Genomic DNA, 25,701 nt, shown 5'->3' on the forward strand with positions numbered 1-25,701 from the left:
AGCGCTAGACCCTCACCGCCCGTCCCACCTGCTCGCCCACCCCGAAGAGCCGCTTGTACCGCTCCACCTGATCCTTCGGTCCCATCGCCTTTTCCGGGTTGTCCGACAGCTTGACCGTGGGGCGGCCATCGGCCTCCACGGCCTTGCAGACGAGGGAGAAGGGAGCGAGCGCATCGCCCTCCACGAGCCCGGAGAAGTCGTTGGTCAGGAGCGTTCCCCAGCCGTAGGTCAGCCGCACCCGGCCGGCGAAGCGGGCGTGGAGCGCCTCGATCTCGGGCACGTCGAGACCATCGGAGAAGACGATCAGCTTCTCGCGCGGGTCCTGGCCGTGAGCCTGCCACCAGCGGATGGCGTGCTCCGTGTTCTCCACCGGGTCGCCCGAGTCGATGCGGATGCCCGTCCAGGCGGCCAGCCAGTCCGGGGCGCGGTCGAGGAAGGTCTTGGTCCCGTAGGTGTCGGGGAGGATCACGCGGAGATTGCCCTCGTGCTCCTCCTGCCATTCTTCCAGCACCGTATAGGGGGCCTGGAGCAGCTCCTCGTCGCTCTCCGCCAGGGCGGCATAGACCATCGGCAGTTCGTGGGCGTTGGTGCCGATGGCCTCCAGATCGCGCTTCTTGGCGATGAGGCAGTTGGAGGTGCCGACGAACTTGTCGCCCAGCGCCTCGATCATCGCCTGCACGCACCAGTCCTGCCACAGGTAGCCGTGGCGGCGGCGCGTGCCGAAGTCCGCGAGCCGAAGCCCCTCGATCCGGCGCAGCCGCTGTCCCTTCTCCCAGACCCGCGTCATGGCGCGGGCATAGAGGATCTGCAGCTCGAACTTGCCCATGTCCTTGAGCACGGCCCGCGAGCGCAGCTCCATGATGATGGCGAGCGCCGGGATCTCCCACAGCATGACCTCGGGCCAGGCGCCCTCGAAGGTCAGCTCGAACTGACCGTCCTTCTTCTCCAGATGGTAGGGCGGCAGCCGCAGGGCCTCGAACCATTCCATGAATTCGGGCGAGAACATCTGCCGCTTGCCGTAGAAGGTGTTCCCCCGCATCCAGGTCGACTCGCCGCGGGTGAGCGACAGGCTGCGGACATGGTCGAGCTGCTCGCGCAACTCGCCCTCGTCGATCAGCTCGGCCAGCCGGACGTTGTGGCTGCGGTTGATGAGCTGGAAGGTGACGTTCACGTCCGGCCGGTTGCGGAAGACCGACTGGCACATGAGCAACTTGTAGAAGTCCGTGTCGATCAGCGACCGGACGATCGGGTCGATCTTCCAGGTGTGGTTCCAGACGCGGGTGGCGAGGTCCATCATCGGACCACCTGCACGCCGGCTGCGTCCCAGGCGTGGCGCGCGGCGGCAAGGCTGCCCGAGAGATCGATGGCGCGGGTCAGGTCCTCTCGCACCGTGACGCGGAAGCCGAGCCGTGCCCCATCCACCGCCGAGTAGTTGACGCAGAAATCCGTGGCGAGGCCGACGAGCGTCACCGTGTCGATCCCCCGCTCGCGCAGGTAGCCCGCAAGGCCCGTGGGCGTGGTGTGGTCGTTCTCGAAGAAAGCCGAGTAGCTGTCGACGCCGGGGCGGAAGCCCTTGCGCAGGATCAGGTCGGCGTCCGTGCGCAGGAGTGGGTGGAACTCGGCGCCCTGCGTCCCCTGCACGCAGTGGTCGGGCCAGAGCACCTGATGGCCATAAGGCATCTCGATCGTCTCGTAGGGCTCGTGGTCCCAGTTGGACGAGGCGAAGGAGGAATGCCCCGTCGGATGCCAGTCTTGGGTCAGGATGACGGCCGGGAACTCGGCCATCAGGGCATTGATGCCGTGCACGATCCCGTCGCCGCCGGGCACGGCCAGCGCGCCGCCGGGGCAGAAGTCGTTCTGGACGTCGATGACGACGAGGGCTTCGTTCGCGGGGCGCATGGCATCCTCCCTCCCCATGGCGTGCCTGCCATGGGTAAGGAGGGGGCCCGGGGCGGTCAACCGCCTGTCAGGTGTCCAGATGCGCGACCTGCAGCGCGTTCTGCTGGATGAACTCGCGCCGCGGCTCCACGGCGTCGCCCATCAGGCGCGAGAAGATGTCCTCGGCCTCGGCCACGTCGTCGATGCGCACCTGCAAGAGAGTCCGTGCCTCGGGGTCGAGCGTCGTCTCCCAGAGCTGCTCGGGGTTCATCTCGCCCAGGCCCTTGTAGCGCTGGAGCGCGAGCCCCTTCTCGCCCTCGGTCAGGATCGCGCGGAGCAGGTCGAGCGGCCCGAACACGAACTGCGAGCGGTCCTTGCGCACCAGCGTCGCGGGCTTCTCGTAAGTCTCGACCAGCGCATCGGAATGCGCCCCCAGCCGACGGCTCTCGCCCGATCGGAGCATGGCGCCGTCGAGCGTGCGCAGCTCCTCCACGCCGCGCAGGACGCGGGACAGGCGGATGCCCTTGTCCTGGGTGACGCGGCCGCGCCAGCCCTTCTCGTATTCGAGCGCGATCAGATCGAGCCGCTCGGCCACCGTCTCGGCCACGCCCTGGAGATCCTGGTCCACGGCCCCCGTGCGGAAGGCCCCCGCGATAGCGGCCTGCTCGAGGATGTGGCGCGGGTAGTGCGTCGGATAGGCGTCGAGGCTGCGCCGGACCGCACGGGCCTCCTCCACCACGCGCAGGAGATCCTGCCCCGCGATCTCGGCCCCGGTTCCCAGGCGCAGCACGGCCCCTTCGACCCCCTGCTGGATCAGGTAGTCGTCCAGCGCCGCCTGATCCTTCAGGTAGACCTCGGACTTGCCCCGGCTGACCTTGTAGAGCGGCGGCTGCGCGATGTAGAGATAACCCCCCTCGATCAGCTCCGGCATCTGCCGGAAGAAGAAGGTCAGCAGCAGCGTGCGGATATGCGCGCCGTCCACGTCCGCGTCCGTCATGATGACGATCTTGTGGTAGCGGAGCTTCTGGATGTTGAACTCGTCGCGCCCGATGCCGGTGCCGAGCGCCATGACGAGATTGCCGATCTCCTGCGAGGACAGCATCCGGTCGAAGCGCGCCCGTTCCACATTGAGGATCTTGCCCCGCAGCGGTAGGACGGCCTGGGTCCGTCGGTCGCGGCCGGTCTGGGCGCTGCCCCCGGCCGAGTCGCCCTCCACCAGGAAGACCTCGGTCTTGGAGGGGTCCTTCTCGGAGCAGTCCTTCAGCTTGCCGGCCAGATAGTTCACGTCCATGGCCGACTTGCGGCGCGTCAGTTCACGCGCCTTGCGCGCCGCCTCGCGGGCGAGCGCCGCCTCGATGATCTTGCCGACGATGGCCTTGGCGTGGTTGGGGTTCTCGTCGAACCATTCGGCGAGCTTCTCGCCCACGAGGTTCTCGACCGCCGGACGCACCTCGGAGGAGACGAGCTTGTCCTTGGTCTGGGAAGAGAACTTGGGGTCCGGCACCTTGACCGAGAGCACGCAGGTCAGCCCCTCGCGCGCGTCGTCGCCGGTGAAGTCGACCTTCTCGCGCTTGGCGATGCCGCTGTCCTGCGCGTACTTGGTGATCGTCCGTGTCAGCGCCGCGCGGAAGCCCTGCATGTGCGTGCCGCCGTCCCGCTGGGGGATGTTGTTGGTGAAGGGCAGGACCGTCTCGTGGTAGGAGTCGTTCCACCACATGGCCACCTCGACCCCGATTCCTGCGCGCTCGCCCGAGATGTGGATGGGCTCGGGCATGGTCGAGGACTTGGAGCGGTCGAGATACTTCACGAACTCCTTCACGCCGCCCTCGTAGAAGAGCGTGGCATGAAGCGGCTCGGCCGGGCGCTCATCATCAAGCGTGATCTTCACGCCCGAGTTGAGGAAGGCGAGCTCGCGCAGGCGCGTTTCCAGCGTCTTGAAGGAATATTCGAGGTTGGAGAAGGTCCCGTCCGGACGATGCGTCTTGGCCGAGGCGAAGAAGCGCACCTCGGTGCCCTTCTCGCCGGGCGCCTCTCGCACGACATGGAGCGGCACGGTCGTGTCGCCGTTCTCGAAGCGGGCGTGATGCTCCTTCCCGTCGCGCCAGATCCGCAGGTCGAGCCAGTCGGAGAGTGCGTTCACCACCGAGACGCCGACGCCGTGCAGGCCGCCCGAAACCTTGTAGCTGTTCTGGTCGAACTTACCCCCGGCGTGGAGTTGGGTCATAATGACCTCGGCCGCCGAGACGCCCTCTTCCCTGTGGATGTCCACGGGGATGCCGCGCCCGTTGTCGCGCACGGACACGGAACTGTCGGCGTGGATGCGGACGTTCACCTCGGTCGCGTGGCCGGCCAGCACCTCGTCGATGCCGTTGTCCACGACCTCGTAGACCATGTGGTGGAGGCCCGATCCGTCGTCGGTGTCGCCGATGTACATGCCCGGGCGTTTGCGCACGGCATCCAGGCCCTTGAGAACCTTGATGGATTCGGCGCCATAGGTGGCAGCCGCGGCGGATGCGTCGGACATGGGGAAAGACCCTTCTGAAACTCGTCGATCTTATAGGAGGGAGAGGGGGGAATGTCACCCCTTAGGCCTTGCAGATATGGGGTTTTCCGGCCGGATTGCCACCCCTGCAAAGGTCACAGGAGGGGGATCAGCAGGCCCACCGCCACGAGCATCGCGCCCGCGGCAAGGTTGGTCCGCCGCACCGCGCGCGGAGACGTCAGGACGACCCGCGCCCGGTCCACGACAAACGCCAGCGCGAGATTGCCCAAGAGCGGGATCATCATCGACACCACGAGGATCGCCAGAATGTCGGGCACCGTGAGCCGGGACAGGTCGAAGAAGCCGGGCAGCATCCCCATGTAGAACAGGATGGCCTTGGGGTTGCCCAGGATCGCCGCGACTCCGGCCCCGAACCCCGCCCACATACCCGGCCGCGTGAGGCGCGAATCGGCCCCGAGCGGCCGGCCCGCGCCGCGGATCACGAGCGCGCCCATGACAAGGAACGTCATCGCCGCGACCCAGGTCATGGCCTCCAGGAAGCCGCCCCAAACCGACAGGATCCAGCTCACCCCCAGGATCGCGCAGAAGGGCCAGAGCAGATCACCGAGGGTCACGCCCACCGCCAGGGGCCAGGCGCCTCGGAATCCGCCGGACAGAGCGCGCGCGGTCAGCGCGACCCAGACCGGCCCGGGCGTGAGCCACAGGAAACCGACCGCGACGGCGTAGAACCCCAGGTCGGCGCCCGAGACGGTCACGCGATCATGCCCGCGGCAGGGTCAGGCTCCCGTCCGGCCCGAGCGGCCAGAAGGGGTTCATCGCCAGTTCCCAGACATGCCCGTCGGGATCCGCGAAGTAGCCCGAATAGCCGCCCCAGGCGGTGGCCTGCGGAACCTTGATCGTTCGCGCGCCGGCCTGCATGGCCCGGTGCCAGGCGGCGTCGACCTCTTGCTCGGTCAGAAAATTCTGCGCGAGCGTCACCGCGCCCGTCCCCAGATCGTCCGCGGGCCGGTCCATGTCGTCGGCCAGATCCTTCAGCCCGAAAAGCGCCAGCGCCGCGCCGTGCATCTGGTAGAACGAGACGCCCTCCTGCTCCTGCGCCGGATGCCACCCCAGGGCACGGTAGAAGGCGCGCGACCGGGCGAGGTCGCGCACGCCCAGGGTGACGAGGGTCACGCGTTGGTCGGGCAGCAGGTGGTGGCTCATGGCAGGCTCCGTTCCGTGAGTTGCGTCGCGCCGCCCTCCTCGGCGGCCTCCCAATACTGCGCCCGCGCGCCCAGTTCGGCAAAGAGCGCAGGCTCCGTACCGGTCATGAAGGCCTGGAGGCCCAACCCGCAGACCTCGTCATAGAGCGCGGCGCGGCGGCCCGGGTCGAGATGGGCCGCCACCTCGTCGAGAAGGAGGACCGGCGCCGTGCCCTCCTCCTCCAGCGCCCGCGCGTTGGCGAGGATCAGCGACACCAGCAGCGCCTTCTGCTCGCCCGTCGAGCAGTCCCGCGCCGCCACGCCCTTGGCCGTCCAGACCGCGTCCAGGTCGGCGCGATGGGGGCCCGCAAGGCTGCGCCCCGCCGCCATGTCGCGCCAGCGCCCGCGTTCCAGCGCCAGGGCGAACAGGTCCTCGGAGGGGGGGAGCGGGTCCTCGGGATAGACGACGGCCAGCGTCGCGGCCGGAAAGGCCGTCTCGGCCCTCGCCTGCGCCGCCATCAGGCGGGCCAGCGTCGCGTCGCGGTTTCGCGCCAGACGCGTCCCCGCCTGCGCCATCTGCGATTCGAGCGCCCCGTACCAGTGTGCGTCCCGCGAGCCGTCCTTCAGCAGCCGATTCCGCTCGCGCATGGCCTTCTCGTAGGCCAGCGACGCCTCGCCATGATCGGGAAAAAGGCTCAGGCAGGCGCGGTCGAGGAAGCGCCGCCGCCCCTCGGCCCCCTCGAGCCAGAGCCGGTCCATGGCCGGCACGAGCCACAGGACAGGGATCAGCCGCGCCAGATCGAGCTGCGAGGCGGCCTTGCCGTCGATCCGCACGCTGCGCGCCTCGCCCGGCAGGGCCTGCGTCTCCACCTCGCGGATCGTGCCCGGCAGCTCCAGCCGCGCCGCGATCTTCCAGCCCACGCCCTCGGCCCGCCGCCCGACCTCCTCGGCGCCCGCGCGGCGCAGGCCGCGACCGGGCGACAGAAAGGACACGGCCTCCAGAAGGTTCGTCTTGCCCGACCCGTTCGGCCCCCAGAGCGCCACGGGCCGCCCGTCGAAGTCGAGCCGCGCGCGGGCGTGGCTGCGGAACTGCGAGAGCGCCAGATGCTGGAGATGCGGCCGGCTCACACCCGCATCGGCATCACGACATAAAGTGCGGACTGGTCGTCGCCCTCCCGCATCACCGTGGGATCGCCCGAGGAGTTGAACAGGAACACCGCGTTCTCGCGGTCGACCTGATGCGCGATCTCCAGGAGGTACTTGGCGTTGAAGCCGATCTCCAGCCGGTCGTCGCCATAGGCCACGGCCAGTTCCTCCTCGGCGGTGCCCTGGTCGGGAGCGTTCACCGACAGGATCAGCCGGTCCTCGTCCAGGTTCATCTTCACCGCGCGCGACCGCTCGGACGACACCGTCGCCACCCGGTCCACGGCCTTGGCGAACTCCTTGGCGTCCACCTCCAGCCGACGGGCGTTGGCCTGCGGGATCACGCGCGTGTAGTCGGGGAAGGTCCCGTCGATGACCTTGGACGTCAGCGTGATCGTCGGCGTCTCGAAGCGGATCTTGGTGTCGGAGACCGAGACCTTGATGACGGCCTCGTCGTCGTCGAGAAGCTTGCGCAGCTCCGCCACCGTCTTGCGGGGCACGATCACGCCGGGCATCCCTTCGGCGCCTTGGGGCAGCTCCGCGTCGATGCGCGCGAGGCGGTGCCCGTCGGTCGCAACGGCGCGCAGCACGCGTTGGCCGTCGGCGCCCTGCGACACGTGGAAATAGACGCCGTTCAGGTAGTAGCGCGTTTCCTCGGTCGAGATGGCGAATTTCGACTTGTCGAAGAGACGGCGCAGCAGCGGCGCCGGCGCCTCGAAGGTGGTCGTGTAGTCGGGCGAGGCCATCTGCGGGAAATCCTCGACCGGCAGGGTCGAGAGCTGGAAGGTCGACCTCCCCGCCTCGATGGTCAGCCGCCCGGGCGCGCCCTGCGTGGACAGTGTCACCAGCGCCCCGTCCCCGAGCTTGCGGACGATCTCGTTCAGCATCAGCGCCGCGACCGTCGTCGCGCCCTCCTGATCGACACGAGCCGCGGCACGGTCGACGACCTCGACATCGAGGTCGGTCGCGCGGAAGCGGACGCCGTCGCCCTTGGCCTCGATCAAGACGTTCGCGAGGATCGGAATGGTGTTCCGCCGCTCGACCACTGACTGGGCCTGCGCCACGGCCTTGGAGAGAACGGCGCGCTCGATGCTGAATTTCATGTTCTCTCTCCCTGTCCTTCCGGCCACGGCCGGGAGGCGAAACCTACAAGGTTTTTTCCACCGCTCAAGGGGGTCGCGTCAGCCTTCCAGCGCGCGGCGCAGGATCTCGAGGTCATCCGCGATCTGGGCGTCCGTGCCCAGAAGCTCCTCGATCTTGCGAACCCCGTGCATGACGGTGGTGTGGTCGCGCCCGCCGAAGCGCCGTCCAATGTCCGGCAGCGACCGGCTGGTCATGGTCTTGGCCAGGTACATGGCCATCTGCCGGGGACGCGCGAAACTCCTCAGCCGCTTGGGCCCGATCAGGTCGGCGAGGCGGATGTGATAGTGCTCGGCCACCTTGCGCTGGATCTCCTCGATCGAGACCTTGCGGTCGGAGGCCCGCAGCACGTCGCCCAGGCAGTCGCGGGCGAGGTCGAGCGTGATCTCGCGGCCCACGAGGCTCGCCTGCGCGCAGAGCCGGGTGAGCGCCCCTTCCAGCACGCGCAGGTTCGAGGTCACGCGGGTGGCGAGGAAGTCCAGCACCCCATCCGCGATGCGCAGGTTAGGATCGGCCACGCGCGCCGCGGCGAGCTTGGATTGCAGGACCCCCAGCCGCAGCTCGTAATCCGCCGGATGCACCTGCACCACGAGGCCCGACTGGAGGCGCGAGGTCACGCGCTCCTCCAGCGCGGCGATCTCGACCGGCGAGCGGTCGGCGGTCAGCACGATCTGCTTGCCCTGGTCCACCAGCGCGTTGAACGTGTGGAAGAACTCCTCCTGCGTGGAATCCTTGCCGGCGATGAACTGGATGTCATCCACCATCAGGACGTCCACGGCGCGGAAGACCTGCTTGAAGTCCATCATCTTGCGGTCGCGCAGCGCGGTCACGAAGCGGATCATGAACTGTTCGGCCGAAAGGTAGAGCACCCGCGTGTGCGGCCGGCGCGCGCGCATCTCGTGGGCGATGGCCTGCATGAGGTGAGTCTTGCCGAGCCCCACGCCGCCGTGAAGGAAAAGCGGGTTGAACCCCACCGCCATGCCTTCGGAGATCCGGCGGGCGGCGGCGTAGGCCAACTCGTTCGACTTGGCCACGACGAATCGATCAAAGGTGAGGCGCGCGTCGAGCCGCTGGGTCTCCTCGGCCGGCTCGGGGGCCAGCGCCGGGGCCGCCATGGGGGCAGCGGCCTGGGCTGCCGGCATCGGAACGGCGCCGCGCATCGGGGTCCGGCCCTGCGCCTCGAAGACGAGTCGGCTGGCCGGACCGCCCGCTTCGGCCAGCGCCGCGAGGATGGCCTCCTGGAAGTTGCGGGCGACGTAGGAACCCAGGAAGGCCGTCGGCACGGTCAGCGTGGCCACGCCCCCCTCGACCGAGGCGAGGCGCAGGGGCGAGATCCAGCTCTGGAAGCTGCCGGCCCCCACCCGCTCCTTGAGCAGTATCCGGCACCGCGACCAGAGCGCCTCCGCGCCCGCTTCCGTGCCCACCTGAATCGTTCCGAAGCCTGCGCCGTCCGCCATGTCGTCATCCTCGCATCGAGCGGGCGGCGCCCGCCGGTCCCCCCAGGACCTCGCCTCGTTTCACGCCCGAGGCGTCCCTGGGAAGGATGCAAGGTCGCGCACCCCGACCTGACGGCCGGCGCGCGCGGTCGGGAGCCGCGTGGCAGCGCAGCTCCTCCCTCCGATCAGCGCGACAGGTGCCATGGGCCGGCCTGGCAGGGCCTGCCCCGGTCCCCCGCGCCACCCTGGCAGGGGCGGCTCGGGAGAGGTCGCGCCGATCCCTTCATTCCCCCAGGAACGATCGGAATCGCAGTAGTCAAGCTAGCGAGCCTGCAGGGTCCCGCAACCGAACATCAGGCTTGACGCGCGACTCCGCCGAGCCGAATCGAAGCGGGCCTTGGCGGGCTCCCGCGACTCCTCAGGATTCCGAGGAGTCGGGTGACGCGCTTGTGACGGAGTCGTCAAAGCTCCGGAATTTTTTCGCTCGCGCCCGGAACCAGGCCGTCGTGGTCTGGACAATCGGGGGCTGTGCGGCATTGGCCCCTGGCCCCGAGTCGCGCAGCTAAGGCCCTATCGAAAAACGAAAAAGGCGCGCCCCGCAGGACGCGCCCCTTGATTCGTGCCGCGAGCGATGGACTCAGGCGCTGGCCACGGGGGCCGCGCCGGTCGCCTTCACGCGAGCGGCCAGACGCGAGATTTTCCGGGACGCGGTGTTCTTCTTCACCACCCCCTTGGACACGCCGCGCATCAGCTCGGGCTGCGCCTGGCGCAGCGCCTCGCGGGCGGCCGCGTTGTCGCCAGAGGCGATCGCCTCCTCGACCTTGCGGAGGTAGGTGCGGATGCGCGAGCGGCGCATCTTGTTGATCTTGAAGCGGGCTTCGCTCTGGCGGGCGCGCTTCGCGGACTGGGGCGTATTGGCCATGTGGTGTCGTCCCGCGGCAGGGTTGGAATTCTTGAAGCCGCGTCCCTAGACGGGATGTGGGTAAGTGTCAACCGCGTCAAGTCTGGCAGCCGGGACAATAGTAGCTCGACCGACCGGACTGGACGATCCGCTCGATGGTTCCGCCGCAGCCCTCCGTGCGGCAGGGCTGGCCCGCCTGATCGTAGACCCGGAAGCTGTGCTGGAAATAGCCGAGCTCGCCATTGGCCTGCCGGTGGTCGCGCAAGCTCGATCCCCCAGCCTCGATCGCCTCCTCCAGCACGGCCCGGATCGCGGGCACGAGCCGCTCCAGCCGGTCGCGCCCAATCTCGCGCGCGGGCCGCGCAGGGTGGATGCCGGCCCGCGCCAGCGCCTCGGACACGTAGATGTTGCCCAGCCCCGCGACGATTCCCTGGTCGAGCAGCGCCGCCTTCACGGGCGCGGCCTTGCGCGCGAAGGCCCGCGCGAGCGCCTCGGCCGAGAAGCCGTTGCCCAGGGGCTCGGGCCCGAGCGCGCGCAGGAGGCGATGATTCCCGATGTCCTCGGTGGGCCAGAGATCCATTGCCCCGAAGCGCCGCGCGTCGTTGAACGTCACGCGGGGCCCGCCCTCCAGGTCGAGGACGACGTGGTCGTGCGGCCCGGGCGCCGCGCCCACGTCGTGGTGGAACTCGCCCAGCACCTCGCCGCCCACCAGCATCCGCCCCGACATCCCCAGATGCACGATCAGCGTCTCTCCATGCTTGAGGTCGAGGAGCAGGTACTTGGACCTCCGCCCAAGGCGCTCGACCCGCGCACCCGTCAGCCGCTCGGCCATCCTCTCGGGAAAGGGCCAGCGCAGGTCGGGGCGGCGCACCTGGGCGCGCGCGATCCGCCGGCCCTCCATCACGGGCAGCAGGCCGCGGCGCACCGTCTCGACCTCGGGCAGTTCGGGCATCGAAGGGTCCTTTCCTGGGCCGACCGTCCCCTATAAGGACCCGGGCGCGAGGCCGGACAAGCCTTGGCAAGTCACGATGGCGCGCCATCCTCCCCCGCGCCCCCCAAGCGAGCCGTACACCATGCCGGACGAGACCCGACGCGACCCCAGCACCCACTTCGGCTTCGAGACCATCCCCGAGGCCGAGAAGGCCGGGCGCGTGCAGGGCGTCTTCACCTCCGTCGCCTCCCGCTACGACCTGATGAACGACCTCATGAGCGGCGGTCTCCACCGGGTCTGGAAGGACGCAATGATCGACTGGCTCGCCCCCCGGCCGGGGATGAAGGCGCTCGACGTGGCGGGCGGCACCGGCGACATCGCCTTCCGCATCCTGCGCCGCGCGCCCCGCGCCACGGTCACCGTGCTCGACCTGACCGAATCGATGCTGGTCGAGGGCCGCCGCCGGGCCGAGGCGCAGTCCTTCCGCGACCGGCTGACCTGGGTGGCGGGCGATGCCATGCGGCTCCCCTTCCCCGACGCGACCTTCGATAGCTACACGATCTCCTTCGGCATCCGGAACGTGACCCGGCCCGAGGTGGCGCTGTCCGAGGCTTTCCGGGTCCTGCGCCGGGGCGGGCGGCTCTTGGTGCTCGAGTTCTCGCGCGTGCCGGTGCCGCTTCTGGAGAAGGCCTACGACCTTTACTCCTTCAACGTCATCCCGGCGATGGGGCAGGCTGTCACCGGCGACCGCGCAAGCTACCAATACCTTGTCGAGTCGATCCGCCGCTTCCCCGACCAGGAGACCTTTCTCGACATGATCCGGCAGGCGGGCTTTGCCAACGCCTCCTTCCGCAACCTCACCATGGGCGTGGCCTGCCTCCATTCCGCCTGGAAGATCTGATGCGCGGGCCCGTCAACATCCTGCGGCTCCTGCGGACGGGCGCCACCTTCGAGCGGACGGGCGCCCTGGCCCAGGTCTTCGATGCGCTGAAGGCGCCGCCGCTCCTGCAGGGCGCGATCCGGGCGCTGGTCATGCCCTTTCGCTGGATGGGCTACGCGGGCGATCCGGCCATGCCGCCCGTCACGCGCGCGATCACGGCGCTGGGGCCGGCCTATGTCAAGTTCGGCCAGATCCTGTCCACCCGCCCCGACATCGTGGGCGACGACCTCGCCCGCCAGCTCCGGATCCTGCAGGACCGCCTGCCGCCCTTCCCGACCCACGAGGCGCGCCTCGCCGTCGCGGCCGAGCTCGACCGCCCCGTGGACAGCCTCTTCTCCGAGTTCTCCGAACCCGTCGCCGCCGCCTCCATCGCCCAGGTCCACCGCGCGCGGCTCCTGGCCACGGGCGAGGAGGTCGCCGTCAAGGTGCTCCGCCCCGGCATCGAGAAGGCCTTCCGGCGCGACATCGACGCCTTCCGCTTCGCCGCGCGCATCCTCGACCTGTTCGCGCCGCCCGCCCGTCGGCTGCGGCCACTGGATGTGATCGACCATTTCGAGAGCGTGGTCATGGGCGAGCTCGACCTCCGGCTCGAAAGCGCCGCCGCCTCCGAGTTCGCCGACAGCACCGCGGACGACGAGGGCTTCCGCGTGCCGGCCGTGCGCTGGGCCTATTCGGGCCGGCGCATCATGACGATGGACTGGGTCGAAGGCATCGGCGCCGCCGAGGTGGAGGCGATCCGCGCCGCGGGCCACGACACCGAGGCGCTGGCGCGGCGCGTGCTCCAGCTCTTCCTGCGCCATGCCCTGCGCGACGGCTACTTCCACGGCGACATGCACCAGGGCAACCTCAAGATCGACGCGGACGGCAACCTCGTGGCCTACGACTTTGGCATCATGGGCCGGATCGACGAATACACCCGCCGCGTCTACGCCGAGATCATCATCGGCTTCATCCGCCGCGACTACCGCCGCGTGGCCGAGGTCCATTTCGAGGCGGGCTACGTGCCCCCCGACCGCGACATAGACCAGTTCGCCCAAGCCCTGCGCGCCGTGGGCGAGCCCATCTTCGGCATGGACGCCTCGCGCATCTCCATGGGACGCCTCCTGGCCTATCTCTTCGAGGTGACGGAGCGCTTCGGGATGCAGACCCGGACCGAGCTCATCCTGCTCCAGCGCACCATGGTCGTGGTCGAGGGCGTGGCCCGCATGCTGGACCCCAAGATGAACATCTGGGACGGCGCGCGCCCCGTGGTCGAAGGCTACATCCGCGACTCGCTCGGCCCCAAGGCCTTCGCCCGCGACCTCGCCCGCACCGCCTGGATCCTCGCGCGCTTCTCGCCGCGCCTGCCCGAGATCGCCAGGGCGGGCCTCATCCGCACCGCGACGCCGCCCTCGACCTGGTGGCGGCCGGGGCTGCCCGCCGCCTCGTTCTACATGGCCGTCGGCGCGGCCCTGGCCATCTTGGGCGGGCTCCTCGCCGGGAACTTCTAGCGACGACGCCAGACGGTCGCAGGATGCAGCGCCCCAGCCCTCCTTGCGGGGAGAAGCCATCGGGAGCGCGGCGGATCGGAAACAGGGTCAAGCCCCCTTGGCGGACCGGCATCCCTCGGCAGTCACCTATACAGATGCCACGCCAAGCGACGAGAGCGCAGCCCCTGCCGCTGCAGGCGAGGTGTGCCAAGCGAACGGCTGCGATGGCTCGGGCCATTGCCGGACCCATTCAAGCGGCCGTGTAGTTCCCGGGATCGCTCCCGTCTTTGACGGCCTCAGGCAAGTGTCCCGCCCCGTCCGCCCCGGAGAACCAACGAAAGGTGCGCTCGTCAGGTGTGAGACGGCCCGATCACGTCCGCTCGCGCCCACACCCCGCCTCATCCGGCAGCGCGCAGTGCCGTGACCTTGTCGGCCGCCACCACCCCGCCCCCCTCCATCACGAGCACCGGCTGGCCGTTTTCCGTCCGCACCTCCGTCACCCGGGCATAGATCTCCGCCGGCTCGGTCAGGACCGGCTGGCCGCCCGCGTAGCTCACCACCTCGAAGCTGTAGAACCCACCAGGCAAAGGCCCTCCATCCTCCCCCACGCCTGCCCATTCGATGGGTTCCGACGAGACGGGGATCTCGCTCCGCGCCACCTCGCCCCCCTTCGCGTCCCGCACCACCAGCTCCACCCGGTCGGCCGCGGCCAGGGGCTTGGGCGAGATCGTCACGGGCACCCCGTCGAACCAGGCCGGCATCGCCGCCCGCGCCTGCCGCCCCACCCAGCCCGCCATCTCCGAGAGGCCCGAAAGCGCGAGCTGCCCCGACAGGCCGTTCAGGATCTCGTTGGTCTTCACCTGCTGCTCCACCCCCGAGAAGGTGGCGAGTTGCACCGCATAGTCGGACGAATCGATGGGATTGAGGGGGTCCTGGTTCTGCATCTGAACGGTCAGCATCTTCAGGAATGTGTTGAAATCGTTCGGAACCGTTGTGGCGGTGGAGCTCCGGGCAGGAACGGTCGCACCGGTGGCGGCGGCTGGGGTGGGAGTCAGGGCGTCCAAGGCATCCTCTCAGAATCGCAGGTCGAGTTGGCCGGTCCCGGCACGCGGCCGGGACGGAACGGGATTCGCAGGTCCGCCGGGATCGAACGTCACCGGGCTGGGCGCATGGCCCGCTCGTTCCAAGGCCGGAGCACGACCCTGCGCGTCCCCGCCGCCCCGGTTCGCCTCTCCGCCTCCGATCGAGACGCTGACCGAGCCCAGGCCTTCGCTGCGCAACTCCTGCCGCAAGGTCTCGACGTGACGCCTCAGCAGATCGGCCGTGTCGGTCCGCGCCGCTTCGATCAGGACGCGCAGGCCGCCCTCGTCCACATCCACCCGCAGGCGGAGATGGCCGAGCTCCTCGGGCGCCAGGCTCATCTCCGCCCGCCCGCCGGTGCGCAGGATCGTCTGCTCCGCCACCTGACGGGCGATGCGACGCGCGGCCAGGGCCTCCCCGGGCAGGAGAACGGTCGGGGCAGCGCCGCTTGCGGCCGGAGCCAAGAGGACAAACGATTCGGACGCGGGCCCCTCGGGCAAGGGAACTCCGGAGTCATCGAGCAGGCGGCGTGGAGTGGCCGGCGATCCGGACGATGGGATACCGGACACGGCCAGATCCCCCGGCCGAGCGTTTGGGCGCGACCCGGCCGGAATCAGGGCTTCGGCTTCGGACCTTTGGCTTGCGAGCCCGGCAGAGGATGGTTCCGGCCGGACCGCTTCCGCGAAAGCGCCTGCTGGAGCCGGCAAGGACGCCAGCGACGGCGCAGAAGGTGTTTCGGGGCTCGGGGCGGGACCCTGGGCCGCCGGAGCCTTGGCCAAAGATGGGACGGGCACCTGGGTTCCCGGCGCTGGCAGGCCGACAAAGCCGGCCGCAACCGGCGTGCCGGTTGGCGAAGCGGAGAATGCTATCTGGCGAGGCGCCAGTTCATGCAGGAAGGGGGCCGAGGCGCCCTGCGCCCGCGCGCTCTCACGGGACACCGACGATGTCTCCTGTGGCAACGACAGATTGTGCCGCAAAATTGCTGGGTCGGGCGGGGTGCCCTCCGCACCGTCCACGAAGGCTCGCGCCCCAGCAGGGGCCGGCCAAGTTTCAGACGTCTCGGTCAGACGGACGGTCGAGGCCTGCGCAGCAGCCGGCGATGGGAGGAACTCCGTCCGGGGCGGCGCGCCGGGGGGCATGACAGAGACCGCCTCGAATGCCGTACGCGGAACTCCGGTCGACACCGGCGCCAGCCCCGGATCAAGCGTGGCCGCCGGGTGGCCTGACCCGGTGGTCAGGTGGGACAGGGCCGGCGCGGCCGAAGACGGACCGGGCCGCGGATCGGCCGCGCAGGCCGCGACGCGCGCTGCGGCGGCGGACCTGACCTCGGCCGAGGGCGTGGAGACCCCGGACACCGTCGGCCCCGGCCCGGCCGACGCGACGGCCGAGGCCAGGGCCGTCGCATTCTCGACGATTGGTGTCGGCTCGGCCGGCTCCGGAGGGATCGCCTCGTCCGGCGGCCCGAGCTCTTCGGGTGCCGTGGCCGCTTCCTCAAGGAGGGCCGCGAAATCGCCGCCGCTCGCGGCGCACGGCCCGCCCCGCCCCGAGGCGGGAAGGTCCTGCGATGCGCGCCTGGCCCAAGCCGCCGTGACCGGCTCCAACATCCGATTCGCCCCTGCTGTTCAGGTGCAGTGTTGCGCGGGAAGCTTACCAATCCTTTACCCGACGCGCGCAAGATGCCCGAAACATCTTGGGACATCGCCGCATGATCACATCGCCGCCCTCCAATCCACTGGCCGAGCTTCCGGCCCGCGACGGTCCGCTCCGCGACGCCGCCGTCAGGCTCGAAGCAGGATTTCTCAAGGAAATGCTTGCCGCCGCCGGCCTGGGCCGCCCTCCCGGCGGGCTGGGCGGCGGCGCTGGCGAGGATCAGTTCGCCTCCTTCCTGCTCGATGCGCAGGCGCTTCGTCTGGCGCAGGCCGGGGGCATCGGGCTCGCCGAATCGCTCTTCGAGGCGCTCAAGGCCCGCGATGCGACCTGAGCCCTCCGACCTGACCCTCCTCCTCGAGACGGAGCGCCGCCTGATCCTCACCGGGGACTGGTCCGGGCTCCAGAGCCTCGCGCCCCGCAAGGCGGCGCTCCTCGACCGGCTGCCTCCGGGCGCGCCCCTGCCGCCACTGGCCACCGCGCTGGCCCGCAATCAGGCGCTGCTCGCCGCCGCGATCGACGGCCTGCGCGACGCCCTGGGCCGCCGCGCCGCCCTGGAAGCCGCGCGCCGGGGCCTTGCGACCTACGACCCGAGCGGCCTGCGCGCCGCGCTGGCGGCGCCCTCGCCCCGGTACGAGCGCAAGGCCTGACCTCTCTCATCGCGCACCTCTTGCCGACGGCGCCTTCGCGTCGCCGGCCGCTCGTTCGCAAGGAATGGCCAGAACAAGAAGCAGTTGAGTCAAACTGCTCGCATCACGTCCTTCGGCGTTAGGCGCTTCTTTACGCCTTCGACCCCAGGATGTTCCGGCATCCCGAAGGATGGCGCGGCGACCCGCCGCGGACGTCAGAATGGCCCGTCATGCCGGCGGCCAACACCTCCCGGCATCCCGAAACCCTGGCGCAAAATGCGCCGCACACAACAGGACATCTCCATGGCCACCTTCCAGGCGCCCCCGTGATGCCCCCCTTCGCCCGACACCTTCTTGCGCTTGAGAATAATCGGCGCTGCCGCGGCCTTGGCCATGGTCGTAACTCCCATATCTCACCCGGGAGTTGTCATAGGCCGGAAAGCGACAACGCTCTCTTAACGTCTCGAATCCTGCACAAAGGTTGCGGGCGCCTCACTCCGTGGGAGAGGCGGAATGGTCGTGGTAGGATTTCTCCTCGACCAGGGTCGAGCCGGTCAGGCCGTTGATCTCGCGCTTGAGCGCGGCGCGGCGGTCGTTGGTGCGATAGACCGCCTGCGCGAGACGCACGAAGCCCTCGCCGAAGTCGCCGCGGGCGTCATGGGCACGGATATCGTCCTCGATGTCCCAGAGCGCCTCGTTGACGGCCCGGAGCTCGGCTTCCACGGCGTCGAGCGCGGGGCTGCGCGGGATGGCGCGGGCGGCCACCGTTTCCAAGGCGCAGAGTTCTCGTTTGACGTTCTCCACCTTCTCGGGGGCGTCAATGCGTTCGGACTTGATGCGCAGGATGGCGATCTTGTCGAGAAGCTCGCCGGCCGAGACTGGCACCAGAAGGTCGGTCATGGAACGTGTCCTTGGAGGCGTGCGGCGAGGTCGGCGCGAACGCGGCCGAGGACGCCGGACCAGTCGCGCGGTCGGTCCTGTCGGATGAGGCGCATGGAGGGATACCAAGGCGTCGTGTCGCCCTTCGGGCCCCAGAGCCAGAAGGCGTCCCAGTGGAGCAGGGTCCAGACCGGACGGCCCAGGCTGCCCGCCAGATGTGCTGTGACGGTGTCGGAGGTGACGATCAGGTCCATCTCCTCCATGAGCGCGGCGCAGTCGGCGAAGTCGCGGTCGGTGCTGCCTGCGTCGACGATGAAGGCCGAGGTCCCGTCGGCTTGGAAGGCCGCGAGTTCGGGGCCCTTGTAGAGCGAGAAGAGCTGGAGGCCGGGCAGGTCGAGGAGCGCGTGCAACTCGGTGTGCGGGAAGCTGCGGAAGGCGTTCGCGCGGTAGGTGACGGAGCCGCACCAGACCACGCCCACTTTAAGGCGGTCCCGGAACGGCGCGACGATCCCGCGGGCGCGGGCGCGCGAATCCTCGGGGATCGACAGGCGCGTCGGCGGGGGCACGGCGTCGTCCACGGCGAAGTGGATGATGGGCAGGTCCATCATGTCGACCCAGACATCGAATTCGTCGGCCCGCATGGAGGAGGCGACGCGGTCGGCTCCCTCCACGCCTTGCATGAGGCGCAGGAGGGGGTTCTCGCTCAGCAGCAGCACGCTGGCCGGCTCGATGTGACGCAGGATGGGCAGGAAGCGCGCGAAGCAGAGCGCGTCGCCGAAGCCCTGCTCGGGCAGGACGAGAATGGTGCGGCCCTCGATCGGGCCGCCGTCCCACTTGGGCGCCTCGATCCTGCGGGGGGCGAGCTCGCCTGTCTCCCACCGGGCCGCGTAATGGCCGAAGCCCGCGCCGTAGCGCCTGGCCGCGAGCTGCGTCAGGGCGAGCTGGATCTTCATCTCGGCATGAGCGGGGAAGCGGCGAACGCCGTCCTCGAGGAGTTCGATGCCTTCGTCGAGGCGGCCCAGGGAACGGAGCGACTTGCCGGCCATGGCGAGATGGTTGGGGTCGTGGGGCGCGGCGCGCATGATCTCGCGGCGCAGGGCGAGGCTGCGCTCGTGCTCGCCCAGATCGTTGAGGATGTTGGCGAGGTTGTTGAGCACGCCCGGCGCGGTGGGGTCGAGGGCGAAGGCCCGCTCCTGCGCGCGGCGGGCCTGGTCGTAGTGCCCCTCGGCGCGCAGGAGGGCGCCGAGGTTGGTCCAGATCCCGGCATCGTCCGGGGCGCGCGCGAGCACCGCGGCGTAGAGCGGCAGCGCCTCGGCCCGCCGGCCGGCACGATGGGCGGCGATGGCGTGGCTGCGCAGGGCCGTCAGGTCGTCCTCGGCCGCGATGGTCATTCGGCGGCCTTCTCGCGGCGCCTGACGGGCTGGACGAGGCGCGGCGGGCGGCGCTCCTCGGCGGCGGCGAAGAGCGAGAAGGTCTGGTTCACGTAGTTCACCGCGCCCGAGATGAGGTCCATGTAGTCGCGCAGGTCGGGCGTCATCTCGGCCTCGACCACCGCCACGCCGCGGTCGGGGGGCGTGGTCTCGAACAGGGCATAGAAGAGCGGGTCGCCGCGCCGGATGCGGAGGGGCTTCTGGGGCTCGTGCCATTCGAAGGCCCACATCAGCGGGCGCGGCCAGACATCGATGGGGAAGCGGCCGCCGAAGATGGTGCCGGGGAGCGGGTCCGGTGTGTAATGCATGAAGGGGGCGACCTGGCTCAGGTAGACGGGCTCATCGGCCACGAAGAGATAGGGCAGCGAGAGCTGGATCGTGGGAACGCCGGGGTGGCGCCATTCGGGCTCGGGCGTGAGGTGGAGCTTCTCGCCGAGCTTGGAGGCGCGGATGGCGCTGGCCTCGCCGGCGAGGTTGCGCAGGACGGGCTTGCCCTTGTCGTCGCGGGCGAAGCCCACGTGCATGTCGAAGGGCGCACGGATCAGGAAGTGGCGCGATTCGAGGTTGATGACCGCCGGGCAGCGCGAGGCGCTTTTCGCGTGGCGGCGATCGAGGTCGACGGAGCGGACCCGCTCGGGCGGGGCGTAGATGATGCCGCCCTTGGTTTCCGTCAGGCACCAGCCCACCGTGACGGGACCGCGGCCTGAGTCATGCCCGGCCTGGGGCTCCGCATCCCGCTCGAAGCTCACCGAGATCCTCATGGCGCCCCTCCTCGTGCCCGACGGCCCGGAGGTAACCCGAAAGCGGTCGCGAAGGCAAAGGGCGTGGTCAGGAGCGGCGCAGCGGCGGCTCGGGCAGGCGCAGCGCGTCGGCCTTGGCCAGCACGAGGACGGTGGAGGCCACCGTCACGGGATCGAGCCCGAGATGGCGCGCGAGGTCGAGGACCGTCAGGCCGGGCCTCTTGGTCACGGCCCGGAGGACCCGGAGCGACATCTCGGGCGTGGCGACACGGCGGCGGTAGAGGGCACGACCGGAGAGGCGGTCGTTGATGTCGAGGAACCCAGGTCCTCCCTGCGGCCCGGGATGGATCGGGGTCGCGCCGTCGAGCGCGGCGGAGGGGTAGTCGGCGTAGAGCTCGAAGGGGTCGATCTCGAGCGGGTTCGGCAGGCCGGGGGCGAGGGCGGGCGTCGTGGGCGTGGCGCCACGCCGCCGCTCGGCCAGGTCGCGGGCGAGGTCGAGGTAGAGCGGGACGATGCGCGACCAGTCGAGATGGGCCGCGACGTGGCGGCGACCGGCCTCTCCCATCCGGGCGCGGAGCCCGGGGTCGCGGATCAGCGTCCCCAGCGCGCGGGCGTAGGCGGGCACGTCGATCTGGACATGGGCCTGCACCAGCGTGAGGTGGTGGAGATAGGCGTCGGTGCCGTCCGAGAAGCGCCGGGCGAGCTGGCCCCCCAGGCCCGGCGGCGCCATGCGGGTGGGCACGAGGAACCCCGTCTCGCCGTGGCGGACGGTGTCGCGGAAGCCGTCCCAGTCGGGCATGACCACCGGCAGGCCCGCCGCCATGGCTTCGACCGGGACAAGGCCGAAGGTTTCCTGGATCGAGTCGGAGGGCAGCGTGAAGAGGTCCGCCCCCGCCCAGGCGTCCCGCCGCACCTGCGGGTCGCGGCCGTCGAGAAGGCGCACCGTCACGGAGGGCGCGAGCTGCGCCGCTTCTCGGTGGAGCGCCTCCTCCTCGGGGCGGCTGGCCCAGCCGGTGAGCCAGAGATGCAGCGGCCGGTCGAAGGTCCGGGCGATCTCCTCCAGCGCCAGCATCAGCGGGACGGGGTTGGCCTTCTCGACCACGGACAGGCGGCCCATGGTCATGACGACCACGGCCTCGGGCGGCGCGTCCTGCGCGGCGCGGAATCCCTCGCGCGCGCCGGGGCGGGACGCGAAGGCGGCCGCGTCGACGCCGAGCGGGATCACGGGAAGCTGCGGCTGGGGGACCCGCGTCGCGCCGAAGCGTTGGCGGAAGTAGGCAGCCTCGGCCGCGAACTGGCGCGCGAGCACCGAGCGGACGGCGCGCGAGGTGCAGATGATGGCGTCCCACTCCTCCACCGGCTCGGACATGAGGGCGTGAAGGCTCTCGATGATGCGGCGGGTGGAGACGGTGTGAGTGAGGCCCACGAGCGAGAGCCGCTCGGGCCCCAGGCGCTGGCGGCGCCAGGCGGCGGCTTGGAAGCTGGGAGCCGGAAAGAACACGCAGCCCGCGTCCCCGAAGTCGCCGCCGCCCAGGAGCGGCGTCGCGCGCAGGGGCCGCGTCTCGCCCCGGTCCCGGAGGAGTTGCGCGAGCACCTGCCCGTGCTCGGGCGTATCGGTCACGACGCGGATCTCGGGCGCGCCGGAATGGGCGAGCCAAGCGTTCAGGAAGCCGGTGCCGGCCGAGCGGCGGCCGACGAGGTCCTTGCCCGCCCCTTCGACCATGTCGGGGTGGAAGAAGATGGCGGGGACAGGATGGTCCATGCGGGCCGGATGCCTTGGCGGAATGGGGTCAGACCGCCATGTCGACCGAGTGACCCTGGTCGGATAGCACGGCGAGGTCGATGACCCGCTGGAGCATGGCGCCGCGGGCGAAATCCGGCAGGACGCCCGTGCCGGCCCGGATGGCCGCGATGAACCGCTCGTAGTTGGTCGGAACCGGCGGCGCGTCGAGATCGCGCCAAGTGCCGGTCAGCATGTCGTCGCCAAACGAGCCGCGCAGCTGGCTGAAGACGTTGCTGCCGCGCACCTCCAGCCCGCCCTTGGTGCCGAAGAGGCGCAGGGTGAGGTCGTTGAGGTGGCCGGAGGCGTAGCGCGTGGCATGGATCACCCCCACCGCGTCGTTGGCGAGCCGCACGTGCATCACCGCGCTGTCGTTGGCGTCGAGCAGGTATTCGCCGATCCGGTGGCCCGGCGCCTTGGGGAAGGTGGCGAGCCGGCAGGACACGTTGCAGGGCGGCGAGCCCGCGATGTGCGAGGCGTAGTCGATGATGTGGACGCCCACGTCGCCCAGGACGCCCATGGAGCCGTGCCCCTTGCTGAGCCGCCAGAGCCAGGTGGGCGACTCGGACCATTCGCCCCAGGCGGGCTGGGTCAGCCAGGACTGGAGGTAGGAGGCCTCGAAGTGCCGCACCTCGCCGATGTGCCCTTCGGCCACGAGGTGCGCCGCCTCGTTGAGCGCGGCCACGTTGCGATAGGTGAGGTTCACCATGTTCACCACGCCCATCATCGAGGCCACCTGCGCCATCTCGGCGGCGTGGGCGTAATTGGTGGCCAGGGGCTTTTCGCACAGGACGTGCTTGCGGGCCCGCAGGAAGGGCATGGTGGTGACGTAGTGCACCGCGTCCGGGGTGATGTTGGTCACGGCATCGAACTCGCCCCAGGCGAGCGCCTCCTCGACAGAAGCGAAGCCCTGCGGGATGCCATGCTCGGCGTTGAAGGCTGAGCGGCGCTCTTCGCTCACGTCCACGCTGCCCACGAGGGTCACGCCCGGAATGGCGGAGAAGCCCTTGCTCTGGAGCCGGGCCATGTTGCCGGTGCCCAGGACGAGCAGGCGCACCGGCTTGTCGCCCTTGGCCTCGGCGGCCACGGGACGGCCGGCGGGCTGCAGCTCGCCCTGCCGGCGATCGAGCGGAGCCTCGGCCCAGCCGGCGGCGCCGGCCTCGGTCTGGCCAGCGGTGGTCCGGGGGGTTTCGGTGGTCAACGCAGGCCCTCCTCGCCGGCATGGTGAAGCTTGGGGCCCCGTTCCTCGATGGATTCCAGCGCCTGCTCGACCGGGACGTTGGGCGCGCGCGTCACGTCGCCCTGGACGCGGGCGGCGGGGTTGTGAGCCCATTTCACGGCGTTCTTCAGCACGAGCTGGACGTTGGCGTCGTGGTAGGTCGGATAGGTTTCGTGGCCGGGGCGGAAGTAGAAGACGTTGCCCGCGCCGCGCTTGTAGGTGAGGCCCGAGCGGAAGACCTCGCCGCCCTGGAACCATGAGACGAAGACTGTCTCCAGCGGCTCGGGGACGCCGAAGGGCTCGCCGTACATCTCCTCCTGCTCCAGCTCGAAGTGGTCAGGGAGCCCGGCCGCGATGGGGTGGTTGCGCGAGGTGACCCAGAGGCGCTCGCGTTCGCCGGCCTCGCGCCAGGTGAGGTTGCAGGGCGCGCCCATGAGGCGCTTGAAGATCTTGGCGAAGTGCCCCGAGTGCAGCACGAGGAGGCCCATGCCCGACCAGACCGCCTCGGCCACGCGCTCCACCACCTCGTCCGACACCTCCTTGTGGGCGGCGTGGCCCCACCAGAGGAGGACGTCCGTGTCCGCGAGGCGGGCGGCGGGAAGGCCGTGCTCGGGCTCTTGCAGGGTGGCGGTGGTGGCCTCGATGGCCGGGTCCTGGTTCAGGGCATCGGCGATGGCCTGGTGCATCCCCTTGGGATAGACCCCGGCGACGATGCGGTTCTTCTGCTCGTGGACGTTCTCGCCCCAGACGACGGTGCGGATGGCCATGATGTCTCTCCCGGATGGGTCGGCGCGAACTTGCATGGGCGGGGACGATAGCGCAACCGGGCTCAGAGTCCCGCGAGCCCGTCCCAGACAAGCTTGAGCCCCACCAGCGCCGTCAGCACGTAGGTCACGGGGTAGAAGACCTCGGCCCGCATCCGGCGGATGATCCAGGCGCCGACGAAGGTGAAGGCCACGGCGACGGGGGCGAGGAGCGCCGAGGCGCCGAGGTTCTGCGCGTCGAACTCGCCCAGCGCGGCGTACGGAATGAGCTTGACGTAGTTGACGATGGTGAAGAAGGCGACGGAGGTGCCGGTGAGCGTGCGCGGGTCGAGGCCGAGGGGCAGCGTGTAGACCTGGAAAGGTGGGCCGCCGGCATGGGCCACGAAGCTGGTGTAGCCGGCGAGGCTGCCCCAGAACGAGGCCGGCGCCGCGGCCTCCGGGCGGGGGACGGCAGGACGGCGGTGCCAGAGCTGCCAGAGCCAGCGCGCGACGAAGGCAACGGCGACCGTGCCCACGATCAGGCGCACCACGGCGTCCGAAACCAGCGCCGCCGTGAGCCAGCCGATGCCGATCCCGGCGATGGCGCCGGGCAGCATGAGGGCCAGCGTGCGGCGGCTCCAGGTGCCCCACCAGGTCCAGGTGGCGACGATGTCGGTGAGACAAAGTATGGGCAGGAGGATCGCGGCCGCCTGCACGGGCGAGAGCACCAGCGCCAGCACGGGCACGGCCATGGTCCCTACGCCCGCGAGCCCGCCCTTGGCCAGGCCCACGATGGCGGCGGCCAGCGCCATCACCGCGAGCGCCAGGGGATCGTGGAACTCCGCCATGTCCATAGGATGCCTGCCCTCGCCTGCCCGGCGACCCGTGTGCGCCTTTCGCGGCCGGGGGTCAACGAGGGGACGGCCCGTTTGCGGCGGAGGGCGCAATGGCCTAGATAGGGCGCGGCAGCCTTTGGGAGGAGATCAGCCATGGCCAGCAAGCTCGAGCAACTCCGGTCCATGACCGTCGTCGTGGCCGATACCGGCGACCTCGAGGCGGTGCGCCGGCTTCAGCCGCAGGACTGCACGACGAACCCGTCGCTGGTGCTCAAGGCCATCCAGAACCCGGCCATGGAGGAGCACCTCGCCCGCGCCGTGGACACGGGCCGCGGGTCGGACGGCGCCCTGGAGACCATCGCGCAGGAACTGACGGTGGGCCTGGGTGCGGAGCTGGCGAAGATCGTGCCGGGACGGGTCTCGACCGAGGTGGACGCGCGCCTGTCGTTCGACACCGAAGGCTCCGTCGCCAAGGCGCACGCGATCATCGAAGCCTACGACAAGCTGGGCGTGGGCCGCGACCGCATCCTCATCAAGCTTGCTTCCACCTGGGAGGGTATCCGCGCGGCCGAGCGGCTGGAGCGCGAGGGCATTCAGTGCAACCTGACGCTGCTGTTTTCCATGGCGCAGGCCAAAGCCTGCGCGGACGCGGGTGTGTTCCTGATTTCGCCCTTCGTAGGGCGGATCACCGACTGGTACGCCAAGAAGGAAGGCAAGACGTTCGGGCCGGACGAAGATCCCGGCGTGCTGTCGGTGCGGCGCATCTACGATCACTACAAGGCGCACGGGATCGAAACGGTCGTCATGGGCGCGTCCTTCCGCAACACCGGGCAGATCGAGGCCCTGGCGGGTTGCGACCGGCTGACCATCTCGCCGGACCTGATGACCAAGCTTTCGGAGGATCAAGGGGAGTTGCCGCGCCGGCTGTCGCCCGGTCAGGCGCAGGGCCAGGCCGAGCCGATCTCCGAGGAAAGCTTCCGCTGGGAGATGAACGAGGACGCCATGGCGACCGAGAAGCTCGCGGAGGGCATCCGCAACTTCCACGCCGACGCACTGAAGCTGGGCAAGATCATCCGCGAGCGGCTGGACCAAGGCAAGGTCGCACCCGCGGCGGAGTGAGGGCTCCGACGGGCCCGTATGAAGGATGACGGGGGCGGACCCAAGGGTCCGCCCCTTTCGCGTTCGGACCTGCGGGA

At 70.1% G+C, this 25,701-nt stretch carries 24 protein-coding genes and 1 pseudogene; 5 read left to right on the top strand and 20 right to left on the bottom strand.

The annotated features are described in order from the left end of the window. Positions 1-4: 4 nt before the first annotated feature. The 10 genes from pncB to mutM form a co-directional block, all read right to left on the bottom strand. Positions 5-1,297 carry a nicotinate phosphoribosyltransferase gene (gene pncB, locus FHG71_RS03210; RefSeq protein WP_176559262.1) on the bottom strand — a complete coding sequence of 431 codons (1,293 nt, stop codon included), beginning with the start codon at positions 1,295-1,297 and terminating at the stop codon, positions 5-7. Continuing rightward, the gene (gene pncA / locus FHG71_RS03215; protein ID WP_139080175.1) at positions 1,294-1,899 is read right to left on the bottom strand and encodes a bifunctional nicotinamidase/pyrazinamidase; all 606 of its coding nucleotides are present in this window, start codon (positions 1,897-1,899) and stop codon (positions 1,294-1,296) included. The genes pncB and pncA overlap by 4 nt, the downstream gene beginning before the upstream one ends. Before the next feature lie 67 nt (positions 1,900-1,966). Then, positions 1,967-4,402 (bottom strand): DNA topoisomerase (ATP-hydrolyzing) subunit B, encoded by a 2,436-nt coding sequence (gene gyrB, locus FHG71_RS03220; protein ID WP_139080176.1) that lies wholly within the window; start codon positions 4,400-4,402, stop codon positions 1,967-1,969. 113 nt (positions 4,403-4,515) lie between these two features. Next, positions 4,516-5,136, bottom strand: coding sequence for a LysE family translocator (locus tag FHG71_RS03225; protein WP_139080177.1), 621 nt, complete (start codon positions 5,134-5,136; stop codon positions 4,516-4,518). Positions 5,137-5,140: 4 nt separating this feature from the next. Then, positions 5,141-5,569: a VOC family protein gene (locus FHG71_RS03230; RefSeq protein ID WP_139080337.1), complete on the bottom strand. Its 429-nt coding sequence runs from the start codon at positions 5,567-5,569 to the stop codon at positions 5,141-5,143. Between the two features lie 11 nt (positions 5,570-5,580). Continuing rightward, on the bottom strand, positions 5,581-6,690 hold the full coding sequence (recF, locus tag FHG71_RS03235) for a DNA replication/repair protein RecF (RefSeq protein WP_139080178.1): 1,110 nt from the start codon (positions 6,688-6,690) through the stop codon (positions 5,581-5,583). Further along, positions 6,687-7,808 (bottom strand): DNA polymerase III subunit beta, encoded by a 1,122-nt coding sequence (dnaN, locus tag FHG71_RS03240; RefSeq protein ID WP_139080179.1) that lies wholly within the window; start codon positions 7,806-7,808, stop codon positions 6,687-6,689. Before dnaN ends, recF begins: the two co-directional genes overlap by 4 nt. Positions 7,809-7,886: 78 nt before the next feature. After that, on the bottom strand, positions 7,887-9,302 hold the full coding sequence (dnaA, locus tag FHG71_RS03245) for a chromosomal replication initiator protein DnaA (RefSeq protein ID WP_139080180.1): 1,416 nt from the start codon (positions 9,300-9,302) through the stop codon (positions 7,887-7,889). A gap of 616 nt (positions 9,303-9,918) precedes the next feature. Next, positions 9,919-10,203 (bottom strand): 30S ribosomal protein S20, encoded by a 285-nt coding sequence (rpsT, locus tag FHG71_RS03250; protein WP_139080181.1) that lies wholly within the window; start codon positions 10,201-10,203, stop codon positions 9,919-9,921. A gap of 76 nt (positions 10,204-10,279) precedes the next feature. Then, complete coding sequence (gene mutM, locus FHG71_RS03255; protein ID WP_139080182.1) at positions 10,280-11,134, bottom strand: bifunctional DNA-formamidopyrimidine glycosylase/DNA-(apurinic or apyrimidinic site) lyase; 855 nt, start codon at positions 11,132-11,134, stop codon at positions 10,280-10,282. A 121-nt stretch (positions 11,135-11,255) separates the two neighbouring features. Here mutM and ubiE point away from each other — a divergent pair, with 121 nt between their 5' ends. Continuing rightward, the gene (gene ubiE / locus FHG71_RS03260; protein WP_139080183.1) at positions 11,256-12,014 is read left to right on the top strand and encodes a bifunctional demethylmenaquinone methyltransferase/2-methoxy-6-polyprenyl-1,4-benzoquinol methylase UbiE; all 759 of its coding nucleotides are present in this window, start codon (positions 11,256-11,258) and stop codon (positions 12,012-12,014) included. Continuing rightward, positions 12,014-13,543, top strand: coding sequence for a 2-polyprenylphenol 6-hydroxylase (ubiB, locus tag FHG71_RS03265; protein WP_139080184.1), 1,530 nt, complete (start codon positions 12,014-12,016; stop codon positions 13,541-13,543). Before ubiE ends, ubiB begins: the two co-directional genes overlap by 1 nt. A 377-nt stretch (positions 13,544-13,920) precedes the next feature. Here the strand turns inward: ubiB and FHG71_RS03270 are convergent, their stop codons facing one another. Then, positions 13,921-14,586: a flagellar hook assembly protein FlgD gene (locus tag FHG71_RS03270; RefSeq protein WP_176559263.1), complete on the bottom strand. Its 666-nt coding sequence runs from the start codon at positions 14,584-14,586 to the stop codon at positions 13,921-13,923. Positions 14,587-14,595: 9 nt separating this feature from the next. Beyond that, the gene (locus FHG71_RS23380; protein ID WP_176559264.1) at positions 14,596-15,102 is read right to left on the bottom strand and encodes a flagellar hook-length control protein FliK; all 507 of its coding nucleotides are present in this window, start codon (positions 15,100-15,102) and stop codon (positions 14,596-14,598) included. Positions 15,103-16,307: 1,205 nt separating this feature from the next. Between FHG71_RS23380 and FHG71_RS03280 the strand changes: the two genes are divergently transcribed. Further along, the gene (locus tag FHG71_RS03280; protein WP_139080186.1) at positions 16,308-16,583 is read left to right on the top strand and encodes a rod-binding protein; all 276 of its coding nucleotides are present in this window, start codon (positions 16,308-16,310) and stop codon (positions 16,581-16,583) included. Further along, positions 16,573-16,899: a flagellar protein FlgN gene (locus FHG71_RS03285; RefSeq protein ID WP_139080187.1), complete on the top strand. Its 327-nt coding sequence runs from the start codon at positions 16,573-16,575 to the stop codon at positions 16,897-16,899. The genes FHG71_RS03280 and FHG71_RS03285 overlap by 11 nt, the downstream gene beginning before the upstream one ends. Positions 16,900-17,183: 284 nt before the next feature. On the opposite strand, the pseudogene FHG71_RS03290 reads toward FHG71_RS03285, so the two are convergent. The 8 genes and pseudogenes from FHG71_RS03290 to FHG71_RS03325 all read right to left on the bottom strand — a co-directional run. Continuing rightward, a pseudogene (locus tag FHG71_RS03290) lies at positions 17,184-17,288 on the bottom strand (chemotaxis protein MotB); the annotation flags it as partial. An 82-nt stretch (positions 17,289-17,370) separates the two neighbouring features. Next, positions 17,371-17,778 carry a DUF6165 family protein gene (locus FHG71_RS03295; protein ID WP_139080188.1) on the bottom strand — a complete coding sequence of 136 codons (408 nt, stop codon included), beginning with the start codon at positions 17,776-17,778 and terminating at the stop codon, positions 17,371-17,373. Continuing rightward, positions 17,775-19,148, bottom strand: coding sequence for a tetratricopeptide repeat protein (locus tag FHG71_RS03300; RefSeq protein WP_139080189.1), 1,374 nt, complete (start codon positions 19,146-19,148; stop codon positions 17,775-17,777). The genes FHG71_RS03295 and FHG71_RS03300 overlap by 4 nt, the downstream gene beginning before the upstream one ends. After that, positions 19,145-19,948, bottom strand: a complete 804-nt coding sequence (locus FHG71_RS03305) for a hypothetical protein (RefSeq protein ID WP_139080190.1) — start codon at positions 19,946-19,948, stop codon at positions 19,145-19,147. Before FHG71_RS03305 ends, FHG71_RS03300 begins: the two co-directional genes overlap by 4 nt. Before the next feature lie 67 nt (positions 19,949-20,015). Next, the gene (locus FHG71_RS03310; RefSeq protein WP_139080191.1) at positions 20,016-21,689 is read right to left on the bottom strand and encodes a glycosyltransferase family 4 protein; all 1,674 of its coding nucleotides are present in this window, start codon (positions 21,687-21,689) and stop codon (positions 20,016-20,018) included. A gap of 28 nt (positions 21,690-21,717) precedes the next feature. Continuing rightward, positions 21,718-22,908: a Gfo/Idh/MocA family protein gene (locus tag FHG71_RS03315; protein WP_246045325.1), complete on the bottom strand. Its 1,191-nt coding sequence runs from the start codon at positions 22,906-22,908 to the stop codon at positions 21,718-21,720. Continuing rightward, positions 22,905-23,693 carry a ThuA domain-containing protein gene (locus FHG71_RS03320; protein ID WP_139080192.1) on the bottom strand — a complete coding sequence of 263 codons (789 nt, stop codon included), beginning with the start codon at positions 23,691-23,693 and terminating at the stop codon, positions 22,905-22,907. Before FHG71_RS03320 ends, FHG71_RS03315 begins: the two co-directional genes overlap by 4 nt. 62 nt (positions 23,694-23,755) lie before the next feature. Continuing rightward, entirely contained in the window at positions 23,756-24,523 is a 768-nt protein-coding gene (locus FHG71_RS03325; protein ID WP_246045326.1) for a sulfite exporter TauE/SafE family protein, read from the bottom strand. 135 nt (positions 24,524-24,658) lie between these two features. Here FHG71_RS03325 and tal point away from each other — a divergent pair, with 135 nt between their 5' ends. Then, positions 24,659-25,624, top strand: a complete 966-nt coding sequence (gene tal / locus FHG71_RS03330; RefSeq protein ID WP_139080193.1) for a transaldolase — start codon at positions 24,659-24,661, stop codon at positions 25,622-25,624. Positions 25,625-25,701 lie beyond the last annotated feature (77 nt).

It is taken from the genome of Rubellimicrobium roseum (genome assembly GCF_006152145.1).
Taxonomy (GTDB): Bacteria; Pseudomonadota; Alphaproteobacteria; order Rhodobacterales; family Rhodobacteraceae; genus Rubellimicrobium; species Rubellimicrobium roseum.